Source organism: Neobacillus sp. plas4 (assembly GCF_057221695.1).
In genome coordinates, this window is the sequence record NZ_CM170152.1 from 3,319,842 (window position 1) to 3,339,299 (window position 19,458).

22 protein-coding genes, 1 pseudogene and 1 other annotated feature are annotated in these 19,458 nt (G+C 36.0%); of the genes and pseudogenes, 7 read left to right on the plus strand and 16 right to left on the minus strand.

Translation table 11 applies throughout. From position 1 onward, the window contains the following. The first annotated feature begins 39 nt into the window (after positions 1-39). Positions 40-855, plus strand: coding sequence for a S1C family serine protease (locus tag AC2TFD_RS16460; protein ID WP_335520445.1), 816 nt, complete (start codon positions 40-42; stop codon positions 853-855). Between the two features lie 269 nt (positions 856-1,124). On the opposite strand, the gene AC2TFD_RS16465 is transcribed toward AC2TFD_RS16460, so the two are convergent. From AC2TFD_RS16465 to AC2TFD_RS16485, 5 genes are all read right to left on the minus strand, one after another. After that, positions 1,125-2,219: a hypothetical protein gene (locus AC2TFD_RS16465; RefSeq protein WP_335569333.1), complete on the minus strand. Its 1,095-nt coding sequence runs from the start codon at positions 2,217-2,219 to the stop codon at positions 1,125-1,127. Positions 2,220-2,381: 162 nt separating this feature from the next. After that, complete coding sequence (locus tag AC2TFD_RS16470; protein WP_484673588.1) at positions 2,382-3,728, minus strand: polysaccharide biosynthesis protein; 1,347 nt, start codon at positions 3,726-3,728, stop codon at positions 2,382-2,384. A 208-nt stretch (positions 3,729-3,936) separates the two neighbouring features. Beyond that, positions 3,937-4,410 (minus strand): aminodeoxychorismate lyase, encoded by a 474-nt coding sequence (locus AC2TFD_RS16475; protein WP_484673589.1) that lies wholly within the window; start codon positions 4,408-4,410, stop codon positions 3,937-3,939. Continuing rightward, positions 4,400-4,780: a hypothetical protein gene (locus tag AC2TFD_RS16480; RefSeq protein WP_335518769.1), complete on the minus strand. Its 381-nt coding sequence runs from the start codon at positions 4,778-4,780 to the stop codon at positions 4,400-4,402. Before AC2TFD_RS16480 ends, AC2TFD_RS16475 begins: the two co-directional genes overlap by 11 nt. Positions 4,781-5,060: 280 nt before the next feature. Further along, positions 5,061-5,564, minus strand: coding sequence for a DinB family protein (locus AC2TFD_RS16485; protein WP_335518758.1), 504 nt, complete (start codon positions 5,562-5,564; stop codon positions 5,061-5,063). Between the two features lie 211 nt (positions 5,565-5,775). Here AC2TFD_RS16485 and AC2TFD_RS16490 point away from each other — a divergent pair, with 211 nt between their 5' ends. Continuing rightward, a complete protein-coding gene (locus AC2TFD_RS16490; RefSeq protein WP_335518756.1) occupies positions 5,776-5,988 on the plus strand; it encodes a hypothetical protein in 213 nt (70 codons plus the stop codon). A 183-nt stretch (positions 5,989-6,171) separates the two neighbouring features. On the opposite strand, the pseudogene AC2TFD_RS16495 reads toward AC2TFD_RS16490, so the two are convergent. From AC2TFD_RS16495 to AC2TFD_RS16505, 3 genes and pseudogenes are all read right to left on the minus strand, one after another. After that, positions 6,172-6,566: pseudogene (locus tag AC2TFD_RS16495) on the minus strand (hypothetical protein); the annotation flags it as partial. 34 nt (positions 6,567-6,600) lie between these two features. Then, a complete protein-coding gene (locus AC2TFD_RS16500; RefSeq protein WP_335569330.1) occupies positions 6,601-7,356 on the minus strand; it encodes a GNAT family N-acetyltransferase in 756 nt (251 codons plus the stop codon). Between the two features lie 40 nt (positions 7,357-7,396). Then, positions 7,397-7,888, minus strand: a complete 492-nt coding sequence (locus AC2TFD_RS16505; protein ID WP_335569329.1) for a hypothetical protein — start codon at positions 7,886-7,888, stop codon at positions 7,397-7,399. A 220-nt stretch (positions 7,889-8,108) separates the two neighbouring features. Here AC2TFD_RS16505 and AC2TFD_RS16510 point away from each other — a divergent pair, with 220 nt between their 5' ends. Beyond that, a complete protein-coding gene (locus AC2TFD_RS16510; RefSeq protein ID WP_335569328.1) occupies positions 8,109-8,936 on the plus strand; it encodes a formate/nitrite transporter family protein in 828 nt (275 codons plus the stop codon). Positions 8,937-8,969: 33 nt separating this feature from the next. Here AC2TFD_RS16510 and AC2TFD_RS16515 read toward each other — a convergent pair whose 3' ends face one another. Continuing rightward, on the minus strand, positions 8,970-9,920 hold the full coding sequence (locus AC2TFD_RS16515; RefSeq protein WP_335513908.1) for a ribose-phosphate diphosphokinase: 951 nt from the start codon (positions 9,918-9,920) through the stop codon (positions 8,970-8,972). Positions 9,921-10,194: 274 nt separating this feature from the next. On the opposite strand from AC2TFD_RS16515, the gene AC2TFD_RS16520 reads away from it, so the two are divergent. Next, complete coding sequence (locus AC2TFD_RS16520; protein ID WP_335513901.1) at positions 10,195-10,890, plus strand: AIM24 family protein; 696 nt, start codon at positions 10,195-10,197, stop codon at positions 10,888-10,890. 88 nt (positions 10,891-10,978) lie between these two features. On the opposite strand, the gene AC2TFD_RS16525 is transcribed toward AC2TFD_RS16520, so the two are convergent. After that, positions 10,979-11,749, minus strand: coding sequence for an NADPH-dependent oxidoreductase (locus AC2TFD_RS16525; protein WP_335513903.1), 771 nt, complete (start codon positions 11,747-11,749; stop codon positions 10,979-10,981). A gap of 225 nt (positions 11,750-11,974) precedes the next feature. Continuing rightward, the gene (locus AC2TFD_RS16530; protein WP_335513904.1) at positions 11,975-13,681 is read right to left on the minus strand and encodes a 2-isopropylmalate synthase; all 1,707 of its coding nucleotides are present in this window, start codon (positions 13,679-13,681) and stop codon (positions 11,975-11,977) included. 56 nt (positions 13,682-13,737) lie between these two features. Further along, positions 13,738-13,957: a binding site (T-box leader), on the minus strand. A gap of 286 nt (positions 13,958-14,243) precedes the next feature. Between AC2TFD_RS16530 and AC2TFD_RS16535 the strand changes: the two genes are divergently transcribed. Beyond that, positions 14,244-14,657, plus strand: a complete 414-nt coding sequence (locus AC2TFD_RS16535) for a YisL family protein (RefSeq protein ID WP_335518815.1) — start codon at positions 14,244-14,246, stop codon at positions 14,655-14,657. 1 nt (position 14,658) lies between these two features. On the opposite strand, the gene AC2TFD_RS16540 is transcribed toward AC2TFD_RS16535, so the two are convergent. From AC2TFD_RS16540 to AC2TFD_RS16550, 3 genes are all read right to left on the minus strand, one after another. Next, complete coding sequence (locus tag AC2TFD_RS16540; protein ID WP_335518818.1) at positions 14,659-14,961, minus strand: MTH1187 family thiamine-binding protein; 303 nt, start codon at positions 14,959-14,961, stop codon at positions 14,659-14,661. Between the two features lie 107 nt (positions 14,962-15,068). Beyond that, the gene (locus AC2TFD_RS16545) at positions 15,069-15,629 is read right to left on the minus strand and encodes a class I SAM-dependent methyltransferase (RefSeq protein WP_335569327.1); all 561 of its coding nucleotides are present in this window, start codon (positions 15,627-15,629) and stop codon (positions 15,069-15,071) included. 193 nt (positions 15,630-15,822) lie between these two features. Continuing rightward, positions 15,823-16,176, minus strand: coding sequence for a DoxX family protein (locus AC2TFD_RS16550; protein WP_335515333.1), 354 nt, complete (start codon positions 16,174-16,176; stop codon positions 15,823-15,825). A gap of 126 nt (positions 16,177-16,302) precedes the next feature. Between AC2TFD_RS16550 and AC2TFD_RS16555 the strand changes: the two genes are divergently transcribed. Beyond that, entirely contained in the window at positions 16,303-16,662 is a 360-nt protein-coding gene (locus AC2TFD_RS16555) for a winged helix-turn-helix transcriptional regulator (protein WP_335515336.1), read from the plus strand. A gap of 35 nt (positions 16,663-16,697) precedes the next feature. Here the strand turns inward: AC2TFD_RS16555 and AC2TFD_RS16560 are convergent, their stop codons facing one another. Then, a complete protein-coding gene (locus AC2TFD_RS16560) occupies positions 16,698-17,270 on the minus strand; it encodes a TetR/AcrR family transcriptional regulator (protein ID WP_335515338.1) in 573 nt (190 codons plus the stop codon). Positions 17,271-17,473: 203 nt separating this feature from the next. Here AC2TFD_RS16560 and AC2TFD_RS16565 point away from each other — a divergent pair, with 203 nt between their 5' ends. After that, a complete protein-coding gene (locus AC2TFD_RS16565; RefSeq protein WP_335515341.1) occupies positions 17,474-18,400 on the plus strand; it encodes a DsbA family protein in 927 nt (308 codons plus the stop codon). 72 nt (positions 18,401-18,472) lie between these two features. On the opposite strand, the gene AC2TFD_RS16570 is transcribed toward AC2TFD_RS16565, so the two are convergent. After that, positions 18,473-19,438 (minus strand): DMT family transporter, encoded by a 966-nt coding sequence (locus AC2TFD_RS16570; RefSeq protein ID WP_335515343.1) that lies wholly within the window; start codon positions 19,436-19,438, stop codon positions 18,473-18,475. Positions 19,439-19,458 lie beyond the last annotated feature (20 nt).

Below are 19,458 nucleotides of genomic sequence, written 5' to 3' on the forward strand. Positions count from 1 at the left end.
TATAATAGAATATATAAAATTCGCAATGAGGGATAATACGTGGATACCGAAAATAACAATCCAAAACCTACAGATGATGAAATGGACTGGGAAGCATTCTTTAACCCAGATGATAAGCTTGAATGGGAAAAAGAGAAACAAAAAAACAAAAAACGAAGAAAATTTATTATTAAAATCATTAGTTCAATGCTAGCGCTGGCGCTTGCCATCAGCGGGTTAGAGGTATGGGTTTCTATATTCAATATTCCTGCTATTAACTTTGTGAAAGTGTCGACTCAATTATCACAAGAGCCACAGGTAAAAAGATACAAAAGATCTGTTGTGACGATTGAATGGGATGGAGTAAAAGGGACAGGATTTACCGTCTCCCCTACTGGATTTATCGTTACCAATGAACATGTGGTCGAGCGAACAAATAGAGTTAATGTCCATTTTAATTCCGGAGATTCATATATTGGCCATGTAATTGCTAGATATCCAGACGTGGATGTTGCAATAGTCGATATTGAGGCAGAAAACCTGCCCTATCTCCCCTTGTCCTTTGAAAATAAGTGGGAAAAATGGGCTGGGGAGAAAATCATTTTTATTGGGAATCCTTTAGCATTTACCCAAATCGCTAATCAAGGTACGATGATAGGCAAAGTGCAGTTAACTGGCTGGAACGTCCCGGTTATGATGATCGAGGCTCCCATTTATAAAGGTAATAGTGGAAGCCCTGTACTAAACAAACAAGGTGAGGTGATTGGTGTCATATTTGCCACATTACAAAACCCTGATATCGAAACAAAAGAAATTGTTGGTGCTGCCATTCCAGCCATTTACTTGAAGGAGATATTAGAAAAAGTACAGAATTAGTTCTAATAGTTTAAAAGGATTATTAAGGACTCCCGAATTCATAATTTTTCAGAAATAACGCAGAAAACCACCAAATGCAGATTTGGCGGTTACCTTTTACCCTAAAATCCTGACTATCGCTACTTTCCTGCTCTCAATAATCCTTTTACGCTAAACATTTTAGCTTTACCTTCTTTACGTTCTATGGCGTGGACAAAGCCGCATACAACGATTAATTCAGCTAATAATCCAAGTGAAAGTCCTATCGCGCCAATTGCTCTAAATGATTTTTAGGTATCATTCTTTTGCTTTAAGTAGCGTCTACGTATCATCTCATCGTAAATATCTTTATATAATGGATCAGCATTTCTGGAAGCTATGACCTCTTGTATATAAGAGTCTTTTATTTTATAAAAGGCATCAAGGTTAAAAACATTTCGATATTTTTCAATTGCACCCAAAATATCTAATGTCAGCAAGGTCCTTTTACATTTCAGACATCGACCGCAATTTTTGATTTTAAAAAGACAAACATTTAAATATTTGTATGAGATTTTAAAGTTAGAAACCATTTGGGTTTTTTGCACACGGCTATAGTTGCTTCCAGCGGAGTAGAAATTTACATTCTCGGTGGACAGTAAGGGCAGGCTAATTGCATCATAGGAAGCAGAATCCTGATTAAATTTAGAATTAAGGATATGATACCCAGCTGAATAGTAATAGACTTGGAATAGCTTTTGAAATACTAACAAGGCTGATATATTCCGTAATGTATGAGTTCTCACAAAGCTCATCTTAAGTACTTCATGAATATTACTATCTACAACAATAAGTTCTTTCCCTAGTTCAGCAGCACAAGCTTTAGCCCAAGCTGCTCTTTCTTGAAAAATTTTCTCCTGCCATTGCTTGCTTCCCATCATTTGGTTAGAGCCCGTATTAAAAAAGGTAAAATGGGTGATCTGGTAATGTTCCGGAATGGACTTCCCTTGATGTTCATAGACCGTACACAAGGAATCAATTCCGCAGGAAAGCCCTGTACCAACTCCCCCTTCATTCGACAAAGGTGTTGAAATTAGGTGATCGCATTGAATCTGTATCGGTTTGTATTTATAAATTTGGGCAATTAAAGGGATTAAATGATGATTTAATCCATAATAAAGTTTTTCGGATAACGGTCCTCTTACTTGAATATTTCGTCCTTTTTTAAGACCAAGCCAAAGGAGTCCCACCAGAAATGCGTCAACACGCTCCGTGGTCATGTATTGTCCGTATTTATTATCTGTCTCATACCAAAGTACACTTTTTATTCCATCGATTTCATACATAGCCTGAAGGCGTACGTTTCCGTTGATGTTAACTTTTTCAGGTTGGTGTATCGTAATCATGTAGGTCACCACCATTTATTAATTGCTACTATTCTATGATGATATTCCCTCCATGCAATGGACAAACTTACCTATCAAGATTAAATTATTCACTCTATCTTTTGCAAGTGGTGTCCTTTAACTTCTCGCTTATCCCAATCGTTATATGTTTAGCGAGAATGTTTAATGACCGATTCCTTTCTGACTTTTTAGGTTTTTTAGTAAATGGGTAGAGGGTTTGCCTCTTTTGCGCTCGAAGCTATGGACAAAACCAATAAGGACAACTAATTCAGCTAAAAAACCAACTGAACTTCCTAATGCACCTATGATTCCATTCCATTGTGCAGCAAATTTAATACCAATCACTAGTACCAATATGGTAAAAATTAGATGGGCAGATTGAGAATAAATCGTTACTTTTGTTTTTTTATAAACCATTAATAGTCCATTAAAGTAATCGATGAACGGAAACAGAAGTGCCATTAGCATAAAGACTTTTAAGACTTGTAGACTTGCAAGTAACAGTCGTCCATTTATCCCCATCACATATTCTAAGAAAAAGGCACCAAATGGTGTGTAGCAAAAAACGCCAACCATTATGCATGGGATAAATCCAACCACAAATGAGAACTTTTTTACTTGTGATTCATGATGATCATAAAAATTAATGACAATTTGATGGATATAGGAGAAAAAGCTTAAAAATAATTGTGCCACACTTCCAGCAATGGCGTAACTTGCGATGGCGAGTTCTATATCGGAAGTTTTACCTAAAAAAATATTAATTGCTGGTCCAACTAAAACAATAATAACGGATGAAAACATCAACGGACTGTAAAATTTAAAAATAGTCCGCTTTGACTTTATCTGCTGCTCATGATTTTCAGGCATTTTGCGAACTAAAACCCTTGCTTCAATGAAGCTAATGATACATTCGATAATCATTCCAAACAGAAAAATGATTGCACCTGTTTTCCCTGTAATATTACCTGTGTGAATAAAGTATAAGGACAATACATACATAGCTGCGAGTCTAATAACCATTCCAATGGTTAACCATTTTGTTTGTCGGTTATATATAATAATACCCTGGCATAAACAGCGTAAAGCCGAAAAAATCGTTACAAAAATGAGTACCTGATAGATCCCTTTAATATCCTTCACCATATTTTGCTCCGCCCCAAAAATCTTTGCAAAAATAAAGTCACCTGCAGGTGTATAGGCGACTGAAAAGGCAACCAACATTAAACTAACGATTAAATAGGTGGAGAAATTCGCCATTATTTTATACGACTTTTTATCCCTTATTAAGGAAGAACAGGTTTGACGAAGTAAGCCTCCTAACCTTTCCGTTATAACAAACAAACTCATTGCAATTGCATAGCTCGCGATAATAAACTCAGGATTTTCACCCCTTACCAATGTGCTATTGATGATGATATGGGACAACGTTACAAGACTTGCAGACAAGCCTAGAGGAATAAAGAAAAACAACAACGTTTTCAAATCCAACTCTTCCATTTTTTTCATATATCCCAACACCTTTTATTTTTTATAAAACAACAATTTATTTCGAAACTCTAAGTATATGTTATTTTATTGGACACATGAATATGAAAAAATTAATCATCTTACCTAAAGTAATGAACTGATTTTTCATATCTAAGGATTGGCGAATGTAATATATATCCTACAAAAAAAAGCCGAACTCAAATGAGAACGGCTTTTTTAAAGTTATTTAATTTGGAAAAATTGTTGCAATGATTTGGTCGTATGACATTCCACTATCGACTACATATGAACCTGGACGTAAAGCGTTTTGCAATCCTTTGCTCTCAATATCCTTCGTAAAGGCAAAAGCATCTGGGATTAATTTCGCTTGAGCAAGGACATTACCAACATCTATGCTCGTCATGCCATCCGCAACATTAACTACCACCTGGGTTACAGTTTCTTTTTCTTTAGAATCTGATGAAGTGGTCTCTGAGCTCTTAGCAGCTTGTAATGTCTTTTCCAGTTCATCCTTCGTTTGAACAACATAGCCTGCTTGTACAAGTTTATCTTTCATCTCGGTTTCAGTTAGTTGAGCCTTTTCTGATGTTTTAGCTGATGCCTTTAGGTCATGACCATTATCAGAAAAGTAAACGACGGCACTAATGGTTGTCGAAAGAAGTATTCCTGCAGCAAAGCTGCTTAATAAGTTAATTCGCATTGGCAGCTAGTCCCCCTTCATCTTTTGCTTTCAGATAAGGTGCTAGCAGTTCCTCTACTTCATTTTCTGTTACCTGTTTTTTCTCTGCAATGCTTTCAATCGAGTAATTACGTCTATATAAGTCTATTACTTCACGCATTAAAAGCTTTTCGTCTGTTGAAAGTTGAATTCCTGCTTCCTTCATGACCACTTCTATGTCAAGCTCAATATCACGGATAGTGTCTTGCATGCTATTGATTTCTTTCATAAGAGATACATGAACTAAATCAATTTGCTTATGTTGAGCTTTTGAATCGCGATATGACTTAACTAAAGAAAACACAAGCAGTAAAGCGGAGATCACAATTAATCCAGTTAAAGTCCATTCCATCAAAATGAAAACCTCCTTTTTTTTAATAGAACAACACAAGTAACTATTATACATCTAAAACAGTAAATTTTCGATTTGATTTTTCAAAATACGTCGAAAGTCTGAGAAATTTGTCAAATTGCGGAGAATAAGGAATTCAATTGGTATATTTATTAAGAGCGATTCATTTTGGGGGATTGTTATCCAAGTGGTTGACTATAGGTAAGCACAATCAACAGAATAGCAGTTCCATACGAAAAAGCACCCTTTTTCAGAGTGCTTCCTTCGTATTATGTAATGCTTAGATAGATGGAGCTTCCATACCCATCTTGCTCCATTCTTCTCTTGATGGGCCATAAATGCCTGGTACCTGTAATCCAGCTTGACGCATGAGTACTGTCATCTGACCGCGATGATGAACGATATGCTTGATAAGCATATTAAGCATTACGGCTCTCGGCAAGTCCATACCAAATACATTTTTCATTTCACTTAGTGATTGATCTGTCCATTGTTGCTCTACTGCTTGACTCGTATCTGCGCTTACATTTCGAAATGTTTCTGCGATTTCCCTAGCTGAAGTTGGAATAGTGCTTTCGTCTTTTACTGCTTCAACCGTAACACCAAATTCAATAAGCATACCAGGTGTACTGGATACAATATGCCAAGCAATGGAACCTAACGTTCTGTCTTCTGGCGAAACTCTTTGTTGAAGCGACTCATCCGTCAAGGCATCCAATACTTTTTGCGTAGAAGCAGCTTCTTGATTCCATTCATTAATAAAATGCGAGATAGAAGTATACATTCCATTTCCTCCAGTAATATGTTTTTCATTACAAGAAAAGTATAACATTTTAAAGCTTAATTCAAAAATTCGAAATCCATATATTAGATAAATATATTTTTAGAAAGCTATCGATAGAACGGCGAGAAAAAATAGTCTTATTTGTTGTTTTTCGACTAAAAAATTCTCAGTTCGTGCATAGTAAAAATAAAATGATATAGGGAGTAATGACATGAAAAACAAATGGAAAATCCTTGCGATATCCGTTGGTCTATCGTTTGGACTATTAGCCGGATGTAATGTTGATAAAAGAAATTCATTGAATCAAGAAAATGATGTAAATTTCCGTCCCGTACGAAATGATCTCAATTCGAATGACAATGAGAGTAACAATGATTATAAAAACCCTGATACGGGGCGGTTCATTCATGATATGGAACCTTAAGCAATACAGGTAATTTAAAAAGGCGGCGAATAATCCATTTAGATTTACATCTGATATCGTGAAATAGGATTCCATGATCTTTCCTATCTCGAGTAAAATGCAGAGCACTCCATCATGTAGGAGTGTCTCTGCATTTTGGAGATAAAAGGTAATCCAAGTTTCTATTTAAAAGTTTGAATAAATTTAATTATTTATAGTTATAACCTTTACTTCCATTGCAGGAATACTAATATCTCCACCTAATGTTGATTGATAGGTAATTAATCTTTTACCACTTACAGTTACATTATCATCCTCTAGTACTCTTGAGGAAAGAATATCACTCTCGTATACAACGAATAATTCGTATCATAATTATCATTTACAGCAATTCTTAATTGAGTTTCTCCTTTACCTTCCATCACTTGCACTACCTTTCCACTGAACTTTGCTTTCTTTCCTTCAAAGTCATCTGGGGTTCGTGCCAATTGATCATACGTAATTCCAGTCTCATAACCGATTCTCTCAACTTCTTCTATATCCTTTTTCTCAGCTTCTGCCTTTTCTTTTGCCGCCTGCTCTGCCGTCGCTTTTTCTGCGTATTTTATTTTAACCCTTTTTTCGTTTACTAATCTATCTTTCTTCTACTTTTTGGCAATAATATTGATAGCTAAGATATTGGTAGTTTTGCTTCTTATACATTTCCTTTGGTGTATCCATACCATCCGCAACTAAAATGATGGTCTTATCATGAAATGTATCCATGACAAATTTTTGAATCCGGCTTCCAATTCCTTTCTTTTGAAAGGCTTCGTCCACTCCAAGATTATCAATTTCAGCTGTATCCTTTTTAATAATTACATCTACTGCTCCAGCAGGTGTTCCCTTATATAATGCAAGAAGTTGCATGAAATTTGGGTTATCAAAAGTCTTCTTATTTAACTCTGCCTTTTGGTTAGCATAATTACTGCCAAATACGATATCTTGCTGATACTGTAGGTTAAGAAAAGCCATAAGGTTTTTTTGGGTTACGATTTGAACTTCAATATCAGGATGATCCTTCACAGCGGGAAACTGATCAGGCTGGATGGTATAGAGTTCAAGGAACCCAATATCATATTCTGCTAGATTTAGGTAATTCACTAGATCCATAGGTATTTTTTCGTTTTCTGGAAATTTAAACTTAACGTGCATTTGTCCATTTTTCAGGTGATATTCTCTTAAATAACTTTCAGCTTCCTTAAATTCATCCAGTGACGGTAAGGTTTTATACTCGATAAAATTACTATCGTATCTTGATAACATCTCTGGAAAATGGTAATGCTTATATAAGTTATTTTCAACTACAACATGACCATGTGTAAAAATACTCTCAAATGTAACTTGCATGAATGTCATCCCCTTTATAAATAACACCATCTTTAAAGATTTATTTCTTCCATTGTTTATGAATCATTTCTGTAAATAATTGATTTAAATCCTTCTTCTTTTGCTTCTTCAACCATTCTACTTGATCAATGGGCAGGTTTAATTTTAAACTAATGTTTTCGTTAGGCATTTCTACTTTTCTAATTTCTTCAATGGTAATTCCCTCTTCTATATTCGGAAACCATGTACTATTTTCATTTATTCTATCCATATGATCGTATTCGTCAATATCATCTACATCGCAGAATAAATTAAGCTGAGGCAGTCCCCCTGACAGGGTTTTTACATGCATAATGGATTCAATGACTCGACCATCTTCTAGTTCTATCGCCATAATTAACGTTTGTTCTTTACTATATTTTTTTACTGTAACCTCAGTAACAATTAGGTCTAATTCTAACGTAAATCCAGAACTTGATTCAAAAATATAAATCGCGCTCTTAAATACATGGATCTTTTCACCATCAATTTTTACCGATTTTACAACAGCCATAAACAATTCCTCCAAAAAGCATTACATTCAATAATTATTAATCTAATTTTATACCAAAACACATGACTACTACAAAAAATCTTACTATTTGGTATAGTTTTTATTAAATATGCAAAGTTAAAGAAATGTTCACAGCATATTCGTGTTGAGTGGGTTAAAATAAAGTCAAATCAATATGTGACGTACTTCACAATTAACGATTTAGAGAGGAAATCGTGTTATGTCATTACACACACCAGATAAAATACTAGAAATATCAATTAAAAATGGAATTAAAAAGACAAGTTACCCGCTACTAACAACCCTTCTACTTGGATTCCAAGCAGGTGCTTTTATTTCATTAGGATTTCTACTTTATATTCGTGTTACCGCACCATTATCAGAAGGTTTATCAGGATTAAGTTCTATTATAGGTGCTTCTGTCTTTCCGATTGGTCTTATTCTCACATTAATAGCTGGCGGTGAACTACTCACAGGAAATATGATGGTAGTTCCACTGGCAAGGTTTGCAAATAAAATTAATACCAAGCAGGTACTTCATAACTGGACCCTTATAACCATCAGTAATTTTCTAGGTGCCATATTCGTTGCTTACTTTTTCGGACATGTTGCTGGGCTAACCGAAACGGGTGCTTATTTGGACAGTACCGTTCATATTGCGGAACATAAATTAAATGCAACCTTTCTTCAAGCCTTCGTATCAGGGATCGGGTGCAACTGGCTAGTTGCTGCCGCTGTATGGTTATCTTATGGGAGTGAGGATATGATGGGAAAAATTGCAGGAATTTGGTTTCCAACCATGGCTTTTGTCGCCATTGGATTCCAACACGTTGTAGCCAACATGTTTGTAATACCTGCAGCCATATTTGCAGGCTACTTCACCTGGATGGATTATGTAGGTAATTTTATTCCTGTCTTTTTAGGCAATGCTGTTGGCGGTGCACTTTTTATTGGGATGGCGTATTGGTTTGCCTATAAAAAGAATGAATATACCGTTATTGATGGAACAAAAAAACCTGGGATGTTTAATAAAAAAATTGGATTATAGTAAAGGAGCCGTGTCATTACGGCTCCTTCCATTTTATTCAAATAATGGACTTACTGCTTTTTCATGATGAATTCGATCAATTGCTTCTGACAGCAGCGGTGCTACAGATAGAATAGTAATTTTTTTCGTCTGCTTTTCATCAGTCTGTTCAATCGTGTTTGTTACTACTAGTTCTTGAATAGGTGATGATTCAATTCTATCGACAGCTGGCCCAGAGAGAACAGCGTGCGTGCAGCAAGCATACACTGTTTTTGCCCCGTACTCCACTAAGGCCTTTGCAGCATAAGTCTGTGTTGCTGCTGTATTTATTAAGTCATCAACAATAATGGCATTTTTACCTTCTACATTCCCAATGATTTCTAATATTTCGGAAACATCCGGTTCAGGGCGTCGGCGATCAATGAGGGCAATGGGAGCATTTAAAAGACTTGCCATTTTCCGTGCTCTCCCTACAGCGCCATTATGTGGTGCAACAACAACAACATCTTCGAGTCCTTTTTTCTCAAAATACTCGGACAGAATCGGAATTCCAATTAGATGATCTACTGGTATATCAAAAAAACCTTGAACCTGTGGAGCATGAAAGTCCATGGTTATAAGCCGTGTTGCACCTGATTTTTCTAAAAGGTTTGCAACCAATTTGGCTGTAATCGGTTCCCTTGATCTTGCTTTTCGATCTTGACGTGCATAGCTGTAGTACGGCACAACAACGTTGATCATTTTGGCTGAAGCCCTTTTTAAGGCATCAATCATAATAAGAAGCTCCATAATATGATCGTTATTTGGATGTGAAGTAGATTGGACAACATATACATCACAGCCCCGTACACTTTCTTCTATATTCACTTGAATTTCACCATCACTAAACTGCGTGACGGAGCTCTTCCCAATTTCACAGCCTAAAAGCACAGCCATTTCTTTTGCTAAGCTTTTATTTGAATTTAATGCAAATAATTTAAATCCTTTTTTAAGTTGATATGGCACTTTATGTCCCCCATACTTTTGTTTATTTACAATTTTTATTTCACTCATTTTCTTATTTTACATGAAATGAAGGGTTTGGAACACCCATTAATCTTTTTAGGAAAAAATAAACTAATTAAGAACATGGTTTCAAAGATTGTGTCCCTTAAGTGGTCATTCGTAAGGTTCGGTTTGGATTACACAACTACAGAATAAATTTATCATTCCTTCTATCAATTAAATGAAACAAAAATGAAAGATACCCGTAATAAAGGAATGGAAGGATGTGAGAGCTATGAACAGATACTCGATAGAAGAATTTATCCAAAAAACAGAGCAGCAAGATAAAGGCGAGGGTTTTTTTGAATTAGAAACTCCTCGGATGTTGGAGGTAAACTTAGACGGACAGGTTTGGGCAAAAGCTGGTTCAATGGTTGCTTATCATGGAGAAATAAAGTTTGTACGCGAAGGAATTTTAGAACATGGGCTGGGTACAGCATTCAAAAAGGCATTTACAGGCGAAGGCGCTTCCTTAATGAAAGCCAACGGGAAAGGGAAGTTATACCTCGCTGATACAGGGAAGAAAATTATTATCCTTAACCTCCAAAATGATTCTATTTATATTAACGGGAATGACTTACTAGCCTTTGAACCTAGTATTAAATGGGAGATTAAATTAATGAAGCGTATTGCCGGAATGCTTGCAGGCGGTTTGTTTAATGTTCGCTGCGAAGGAACCGGTATGATTGCTTTTACTACGCATTATGAACCCATCACGTTAAGGGTATTACCTGGCAGTCCTGTCATCACAGATCCAAATGCTACCGTTGCTTGGTCTGGAAATCTCATGCCAACATTTCAAACCGATATTACCTTAAAAACACTTTTAGGAAGAGGCAGCGGTGAATCCATTCAAATGAAATTCGAAGGAGAAGGTTTTGTAGTTATCCAGCCTTACGAAGAGACTTATATGAAAGCTAATCAAACATGATTTTAGAAAGTCAGTCCTCCTGTCTTCGAGACAGCGAGGACGTTTTATGTTCAATATGCTCCTATAAGAATAAAAACCAATGGAAAAACTATTCTCCTTTTCGAAAACCTTGTTGCTTCAGCATTTTCCCAACGTCTTTATAACTGTCATTTACATAAAAGGGATACATATAAAAATTAGCCATCCTTTGTGTCCAGGTAGATCCACCGCTTTTTCTTCCTTTAGTAGCCTCAAGATGGATATTATTAAGTTCTTTGATTTCTTCATTTATATCTTGATTGTACAGTTCTTCATGGAAAATGGCTGCTTGTGGTAAACGCGGTACTTGATTAGGAACTTCACTCGCATAGCCAATACATAAACCGGAAATAGGAATAACATATTCAGGTAAATCTAAAAGCTCAATAAATTCTAAAGGACTTCTCCGAATCCCTCCGATTGGGACCGTACCTAACCCCAGCGATTCTGCTGCTGTAATGGCACTTGCCAAAGAAATTCCAACGTCTACTGATCCTACAATTAATAAATCAGGATTCACCGCAGCCTTAAACTCTTTCCCTTCCATTTCACAAGCTACTTTAATACGGTGAAAATCTGCACAAAATACAAGAAATACGGGGGCTTCGATAATATAATTTTGATTTCCTGCTAGCTCCGACATTTTCTTTCTTCGCTCAGGATCGTTAATCGAGATGATCGTAACATGTTGTCCGTTAACCCACGAAGGTGCAGCTTGTGCAGAACGGATAATTGTATCTAGATCTTCTTTACGAACTTGTTTATCAGAGTATTTTCGAATGGAACGATGAGCCATCATCGTTTCTACTACTTTATTAGTTGATGTTTCATTATAATTCATATGTACCTTCCTTAGTCTAAAAATTAATATAGTAAATACCCTAACAAAAAAGTTGCTCTAATGGAAGAGCAACTCAATGAATGGAATTATTCATAGTCATTTTGAGAAAGATTGTGAAGTGCCAATTTCATAAAACAAACTTGATCACCATATAAACGATGAATTGTTTTTTTGGCAATCCTATAACATTCGTTGCAAGAAACTGGACACATACTGCTTATCTTATTATTTCACCTGGTCGGCTTCAGAATAGGAAAATATCGGTAATTGTGTACTAGTTACCATATTGTTAACTGCACTAAACAAAGCTTTCACAGAAGATGTCATAATATCCGCATCAATCCCACATCCCCAATAAACAGTACCATTGGAATCAGTAATCCCTACATAAGATACAGCATTTGATCCGGACCCTATTTCTAGAGCATGTTCTTTATAGACTAAATCTTTGTAACGGATCCCGAGTTTGCTTTGAAGAGCGTTGCTTATCGCGTCTAGTCTTCCATTCCCTTCACCGGTAATTTCAAGAATTTCATTATCCATGATGATGGATATAATGGTTTGATAATGGTCATTTTGAGTATATCGGTAATTTCTGAACTCAACTGGGGTTTTTATATTAACATATTCATTATTGAATATGTCAAAGATTTCATTTGCCATTAGTTCCTTATGCAAACGATCAGATTGATCTTTTACTTTATAACCGAAGTTTTCACGCATCTTGGCAGGTAAATCTAGTCCATAGTTTTGCTCTAAGATATAACCAATTCCCCCTTTACCGGATTGGCTATTAATACGGATAATGTCGCCTTCATACTCTCTGCCGATATCCTTTGGGTCAATTAATAGATAAGGTACTGTCCAATACTGACGATTCTCTTCCTCACGCCATTTCATACCTTTGGCGATGGCATCCTGGTGGGATCCAGAGAACGCAGTAAAGACAAGTTCGCCGCCATATGGATGTCTTTCATGGACCCTCATCCTAGTTAATTTTTCATACGTTGAAATAATCTCACGGATATTTTCAAAATTAAGTTGCGGATTTACCCCATGTGAATACATGTTAATTGCAAGCGTTACGATATCTACATTACCCGTTCTTTCTCCGTTTCCAAACAGAGTCCCTTCTACCCTCTGCGCTCCTGCAAGCATTCCAAGTTCAGCATCAGCCACACCCGTTCCCCTGTCATTATGCGGATGGACTGATAGAATCACATTATCCCGGTAATTTAAATGTTCACTCATAAACTCAATTTGACTCGCGTAGACGTGAGGCATGGACATTGAAACAGTAGCTGGAAGATTAATAATTACCTTATTATCAGAAGTCGGCTGCCAAATATCAAGGACCTGGTTACAGATTTCAAGAGCAAATTCCATCTCTGTACCTGTAAAGCTTTCAGGAGAATACTGAAACTGGAAGTTACCCTCCGTCTCTTCTGCATATTCTTTAAGCATTTTTGCACCACTTACCGCAATATCGATTATTTCTTCATTCGACATCTTAAATACCTGCTCACGCTGTGCCACAGAAGTAGAATTATAAAGGTGCACGACTGCTTTGTTCACACCTCTAAGCGCTTCAAATGTTTTTTCAATAATATGATCTCTTGACTGCGTTAATACTTGGACCGTTACATCCTCTGGAATCAAATCTTGTTCAATCAAGGTGCGTAAAAAGGCATATTCCGTTTCCGAAGCTGCAGGAAATCCAACCTCAATTTCCTTGAATCCAACTTCCAATAGCAGCTGAAAGTATTCCAATTTCTCCTCTAGGCTCATCGGGACGACTAACGCTTGATTTCCATCTCTTAGGTCCACACTACACCACGTTGGAGCCTCTGTTATGTACTCTTTCTCTGTCCATTTCAAACTTTTGACTGGGGGCATAAAATATCCTCTAGAATACTTTGCAATATTTCTCATTTTTATAACCACCTTTTCATTTTAGTTTCAAAACAATAAAAAAAGCCTATCATCTCATAAGAGACGATAGGCTTTACCTACGTGGTACCACTCTTTTTGATTCGTATCAAAACAAACGAATCCACTTTGAGACTTGATGACGGTGGTCAACCGTTAAGACCTACATATCAGCCTTACCACTCCGGGGCGAGTTGGGGAATTTATTGACTGTCTTTCACCAGCCGACAGCTCTCTAAGCAATAAATATTCCTTAATACTCCCAATCATTGTGTTTAAACTTAATCTGAATTTTCCAATTTTTATTAGTTTATACTAGATTTTAAAAAATATCAAGACCTAAAATTTGATTTCATTTTATATAAAATTTTCTTTTTATTCTATTATTAATCATTATTATTTATTCAAGTAAATTCCTACGAAATTTTTAGAAAATTTTTCAATAATATTAGTTTCCTTAGATATTATTTAAGAAAATTCCAAGGATAAATTTAGATTATATCTTCCTATTAGACTAGGTATATAGGTAATAACTTAATCAACTTAAAAAAAGGAGCATTTTCAAATGACACACGCACATTTAACCACTCTTGTATTGGCACTAATTTTTCTATTTATTATTAAAGTTCTCCATAACAAAGAAAAAAATAGTAAAATATGGAATATGGTTTTGCGGGCTTCCTACATTCTAGTCTACGTAATTGGATGTATTCTATTCTTTGCTTCCTATTCAATCCCCCTATCCTATTATATCAAGGCAACACTTGATATTATAATGATTGGTCTATTTGAAATGGTCATCGTTCGGAAACAAAAGGAAAACCCACAGATTTCATTTGGATTGCATTCTAAAATAAAAAGGAGTGTTTTAGCGGTTTATGAAGATGCCGCTAAAAACTCCTTTAGTCATTTTAAAATTGGGTTGGTTAATAATTTAGTTTACATAATTTTATTATTAGGAACCTATGTATCATTCTAATTTATAATTTTGCCTGTACCGACTGTAGCTTTCGCTCCATTGTATTTTCTTTGTCGCGCCGGTCATCAATTCGAATATTTGTACATACACGTTGTAAGCCTTTATTAAATGGTACTTCATGAAGTTCCTGAACAATCTTTAGTAGTAGTGTTAAATCACCTTCAACAAGTGTACTCATTGGAGTTAACTGATATTTAACTTTCCCTTCATACTGTTGAAGAACTTTTTGTATCTCAGCTACATACTCACTGACACTTGGAGTGCCTGTCCCTACTGGAATAACAGTAATATCTACAATAGCCATCCTTCTACCTCCTGCTTCTTAATTCCTAATTAGGATATCATGAAAGTAGTCTGAACAAAAACTTTCGGAGCATTTTTAAAAATTGGCCTTTTAAAGTATATTCTTGATTATCGTTTCTGACAAAATATCGATTGCCATCCCTCTTGTTCATTTTCTTCAAAATAAATAACTTTCCAATCTCTAAATTCCTCTAACAGTTCATTCGACCTCAGTTTATATTGATCGGATACACCTTGGCCTTCAGTCTCAGGCGATTGATAGAAGGTTTCCATAAAAAAATAACCACCTTCTTTTATACTGCTTTTAACAATCGGAAATAGTGCCCGGTCAAGGTAATAGGTTATGACCATTACGTTATAGGCATTCAGCCAATTTTGAGCATTTACGTTGGTAAGATCAGCTACCTGAGGTTGAATAGCAAGATTTTCTTTTGAAGCCTGTTCTTGAATATAGTTGATCGCCACATCCGAAATATCCATTGCCTTAACCTGATAATCACTTTGAGCAAGCAACATACTATTACCGCCAAGTCCGCAAGCGATATCAAGCGCTGTGCCTCCTTCTTTAAAATAGGCAGCCAGTCTTTTTAACCTTGGATTTGGTTCAGGTTCCTTCAGTTGATTTATTCGATCTAGATGTTTACTATTCCATTTGTCTCTCGTATTCATTTTATTTCTCCTCATGTAGGTATTAATAATAATAGATTACCTCCAATTCTATTTTCAGACAAGTTTTAATAGATTGTCAGTTTACATAATAATATTATTTATATGATTACATCAAAAAGAAAAGCCGCCAACTTGGCAGCTATATAGGTTGAACCATGACCAATAAACAATGACGGGACCATCTAAACTCCGCCTAAAAGCGTCCGATTGCGACAAATAGAGCTAAAACAAATAATATAATATTCATCCCAATGGCCTGATTTTCCTTCCTCTTGATATGAAAACCAGCCGCCAGAATCATGATGACACCCAGCCCAAGTGCCGCAATCGGTGTTAAGATAGGGGCAATTCCCAGAGCATAAGGAAGAATCAACCCAATTGCTCCAAGCACTTCCACTAATCCGATAAAAACAACCAACCCTTTAGAGGAATCCTGTACCCAAGGCATGCTGGCTTTTGCTTTTTCATAAGTAAAAGCTTTAGTAGAACCTGCAAATAAAAACATCAAACCCAATATGATTTGAACAGCCCATAATGCAATATTCATCTTAAACCAATCCCCCTTATTAAAATTTCCCTTCTGAGTATATAGTAAGCACCAAGGAATACATTTAGAAGTAGGCACTTTAATGTTCCATAGTATCCAAAAAGATACCTAAAGGGGGAAAAGCAAATGGGTCATGATTGTAAGGTTGAAACTGCACTCGATATACTCGTTGGAAAATGGAAGCCTGTTATTCTTTACCATATTTTATCTAATGGAACATTACGTTTTAACGAACTGCATCGATTGATCCCTGATGTAACCAAAAAAATGCTGACATCCCAGTTAAGGGAATTAGAGCACCATGATATTATCAATCGTAAAATTTATGCACAAATCCCTCCAAAAGTTGAATATTCCATGACAGAATATGGAAAAGGACTCATGCCACTTCTAGAGTCCATGCACAATTGGGGTTTGGCACACATCGAACATTTAAATGAGATTTATGGGAAAGAGAAAGTGAAAAAGCAATCACAAAAGAGCTGAAATGGCTCTTTTTTGTGCTACAAGATATTATAAATCTATGACAATTTAGAAGTAAAATTAATCCCGCTCGTAATGTAAGGAATGGCTGATTTAATAAATTCCTCCGGAGCTATCGTATGACTGTTTCTTTTCCATTCTACAGAAGCTCCGTAAATTCCCCAACTTAACATGACTGCCATAACCCTGAGGGCTTTCTCATCATCCGTTGAATGTTGTTTTACTAGTATTTTGTAAAAGATCAACTCTAGTTGTTCCCTAATGATACGGGCGATTGTATCTTCGTATCCTCGATGGCACCGATTAGATAAAGATTTTTGAAAGTTCGTGATTGCTTTAAAGATATTTACAATCACTTCTTCATTTAATTCGCTATGCTGATAGACAGTGGAATCCAAATTAATTAACAATACCTCTGATAGCACCTTCTCTAAAAGATCGTATATATCTTCAAAATGATAATAAAAAGTGGCTCGATTAATCAGTGCCTCAGTTGTAATATCCTTAACTGTTATGTCCTTAAACTCCTTTTTTTCCGAAAGTTCAATAAAAGAATCCATGATTAATTTACGGGTACGCAGAACTCTGGGATCCGTCTTTGTTTCACTCATATCAAAATTCCCTCCGACTTTTTTAACATTTATGCAAATGTGTTGGATAAACGACATATCCAACGAACTATTGGTATTGATTGCTTTCATTATCGATTAAAATAAAACTATGCAACAATGGGAACTTCCTTAACTAAAGATAATTGTATCAAACCATGAATTAAACTTCTAAAATTTGACTTAAGAAAGTGAGGAAAAATGAAATGACGAACAATAATAATTTGATTTGTGATTTAGAAACGGGTGTGTGTGGTGTACCTGGAGAGGAAGAAATGGAGTTCATTGACCTGAATCCAGAAAAGAAAACGATTGACCTTTATTATGTAACAGATCCAATCTGTTCGCATTGTTGGGCGCTTGAGCCTACCCTTCGCCGTTTTGAAAAACAGTACGGCCATTATTTCAACTTCCATACGGTGATGGGTGGATTGCTTGAAAAATGGCATGATGGACCCATTGATCCTGCAAACGGTATATTTAAACCTGCAGATGTCGCAGGTCATTGGCGAGAAGTCGGAGAGTATTCACGCATGCCAATCGATGGATCACTCATGGTTGACAATCCTGTTCAATCATCCTTCCCTCCGTCTCGCGTCTTTAAAGTGATTCAAAAACATCATAATGATGAAAAAGCATTTGAATACTTACGCCGTGCAAGAGAAGCACTGTTTGCCTTTAATCAAAATATTGCTGAGAAAGCCGTTATGATTGAAATCGTAAACAATATAGGTCTTGATGGAGAAGCGATTGTAAAAGAAGCCGAAGAGCAATCCGGACAGCAATTATTAAATGAAGACTTCGCACTTGCAAGAAAACTTGGTGCTAGAGGTTTTCCAACCATTATCATGATAAATGAGGAAAATAAGGGAGTAAAAATTGTTGGCAGCCGTCCGTTAGAAAACTATGTGAACGGATTATCTAAAGTTCTAAATGGTGAAGAGCCGACTCCGAAACAACAATCATCTCTTTCGGACTTACTAGCTACAGAAAAACTACTATTCTCAAAAGAAATAGAAGTCATGTATGATTTAGAGCAATCTGAACTACAAGCATTTATTGAAAAAGAATTAACTCTTTCTACTTACGAAGAAAATGAAGTGCTTGGTGAAAAATATTTTGTAAAAAAATAAATGATCCAGAATAAGATAAAAAATGCCAGGCGCCTTCCTCTTTTAGGATAGGTGCCTGGCATTTTTTGTTTTTTATGATACCCGCTCATGTAATTTAGTTTGAACCACCTGTTTGTATCCCTTCTTTTGCAGCCTTACAAAAATATTGTTTGCAAGTAGTGAAAGAATGATCAAGACAGTACCTAGAATGTCAAACATCGTTACGTCATTTCCCTGATAGATCGAAATGACGAGTGTGGTTACGGGGACAAAGTTAATGAATAAAAGTGAATTAATTGGTGATAAAATACTTACACCAATGTTCCAACCGAGAAGTGCAATGAGGCCAGGAAATAGAATCATAAACAGTAAATGCGGACTTGTTGCTACAATTACTTCTTCTGTTGGAAAAGATACATATCCAAACAATGTTGCTGCCGCTACAATCACAACCGCTGTTAACGTTCCAAGTAAGCAGGTTAATGTTGAATACCGCAAAACGGACCAACCTCTAAACTTACTCCCACCCATCGTGTAAATAACCCATCCAATGACTGCAATAAAAATGAGTATGGTAGGAATGAGCGCATCTGTTGCACCTAAAAATGCTTGTATATCACCTTTTGTAATCACGAATATTGCTCCGATTAATGATACGAGAACACATATAAAAGTAAAGGAATAAGGTCGTTTATTAAAAATCATCCAAACAATTATAATGGAAATCATCGGCATTAAGGACTCCATTATGGATGCAACCATTACGCCTGATTCACCCATTAAATCTTCTCCCCAGAAGATAAATAGATTATAAACGGTAAATGCCATTGTTCCAAAGAACCATAATGACAGACCTTTGCCTTCAAATCGAAAAGCTTGTTTTCCTTCTTTCAAAAAAAGCATTGCTGTCAAAATAACAGTAACAGCACCATAACGAATGATGGTAAAGTAAAAAGGATCAATATGTTTAAATGCAGCATGAGCGACCGGAAACATCGCTCCCCATGAAACGGCAGCAATAAAACATAAAAAAGCTCCCCATAATACATTATTTTTCACATTCCATCAGCCTCTCATAA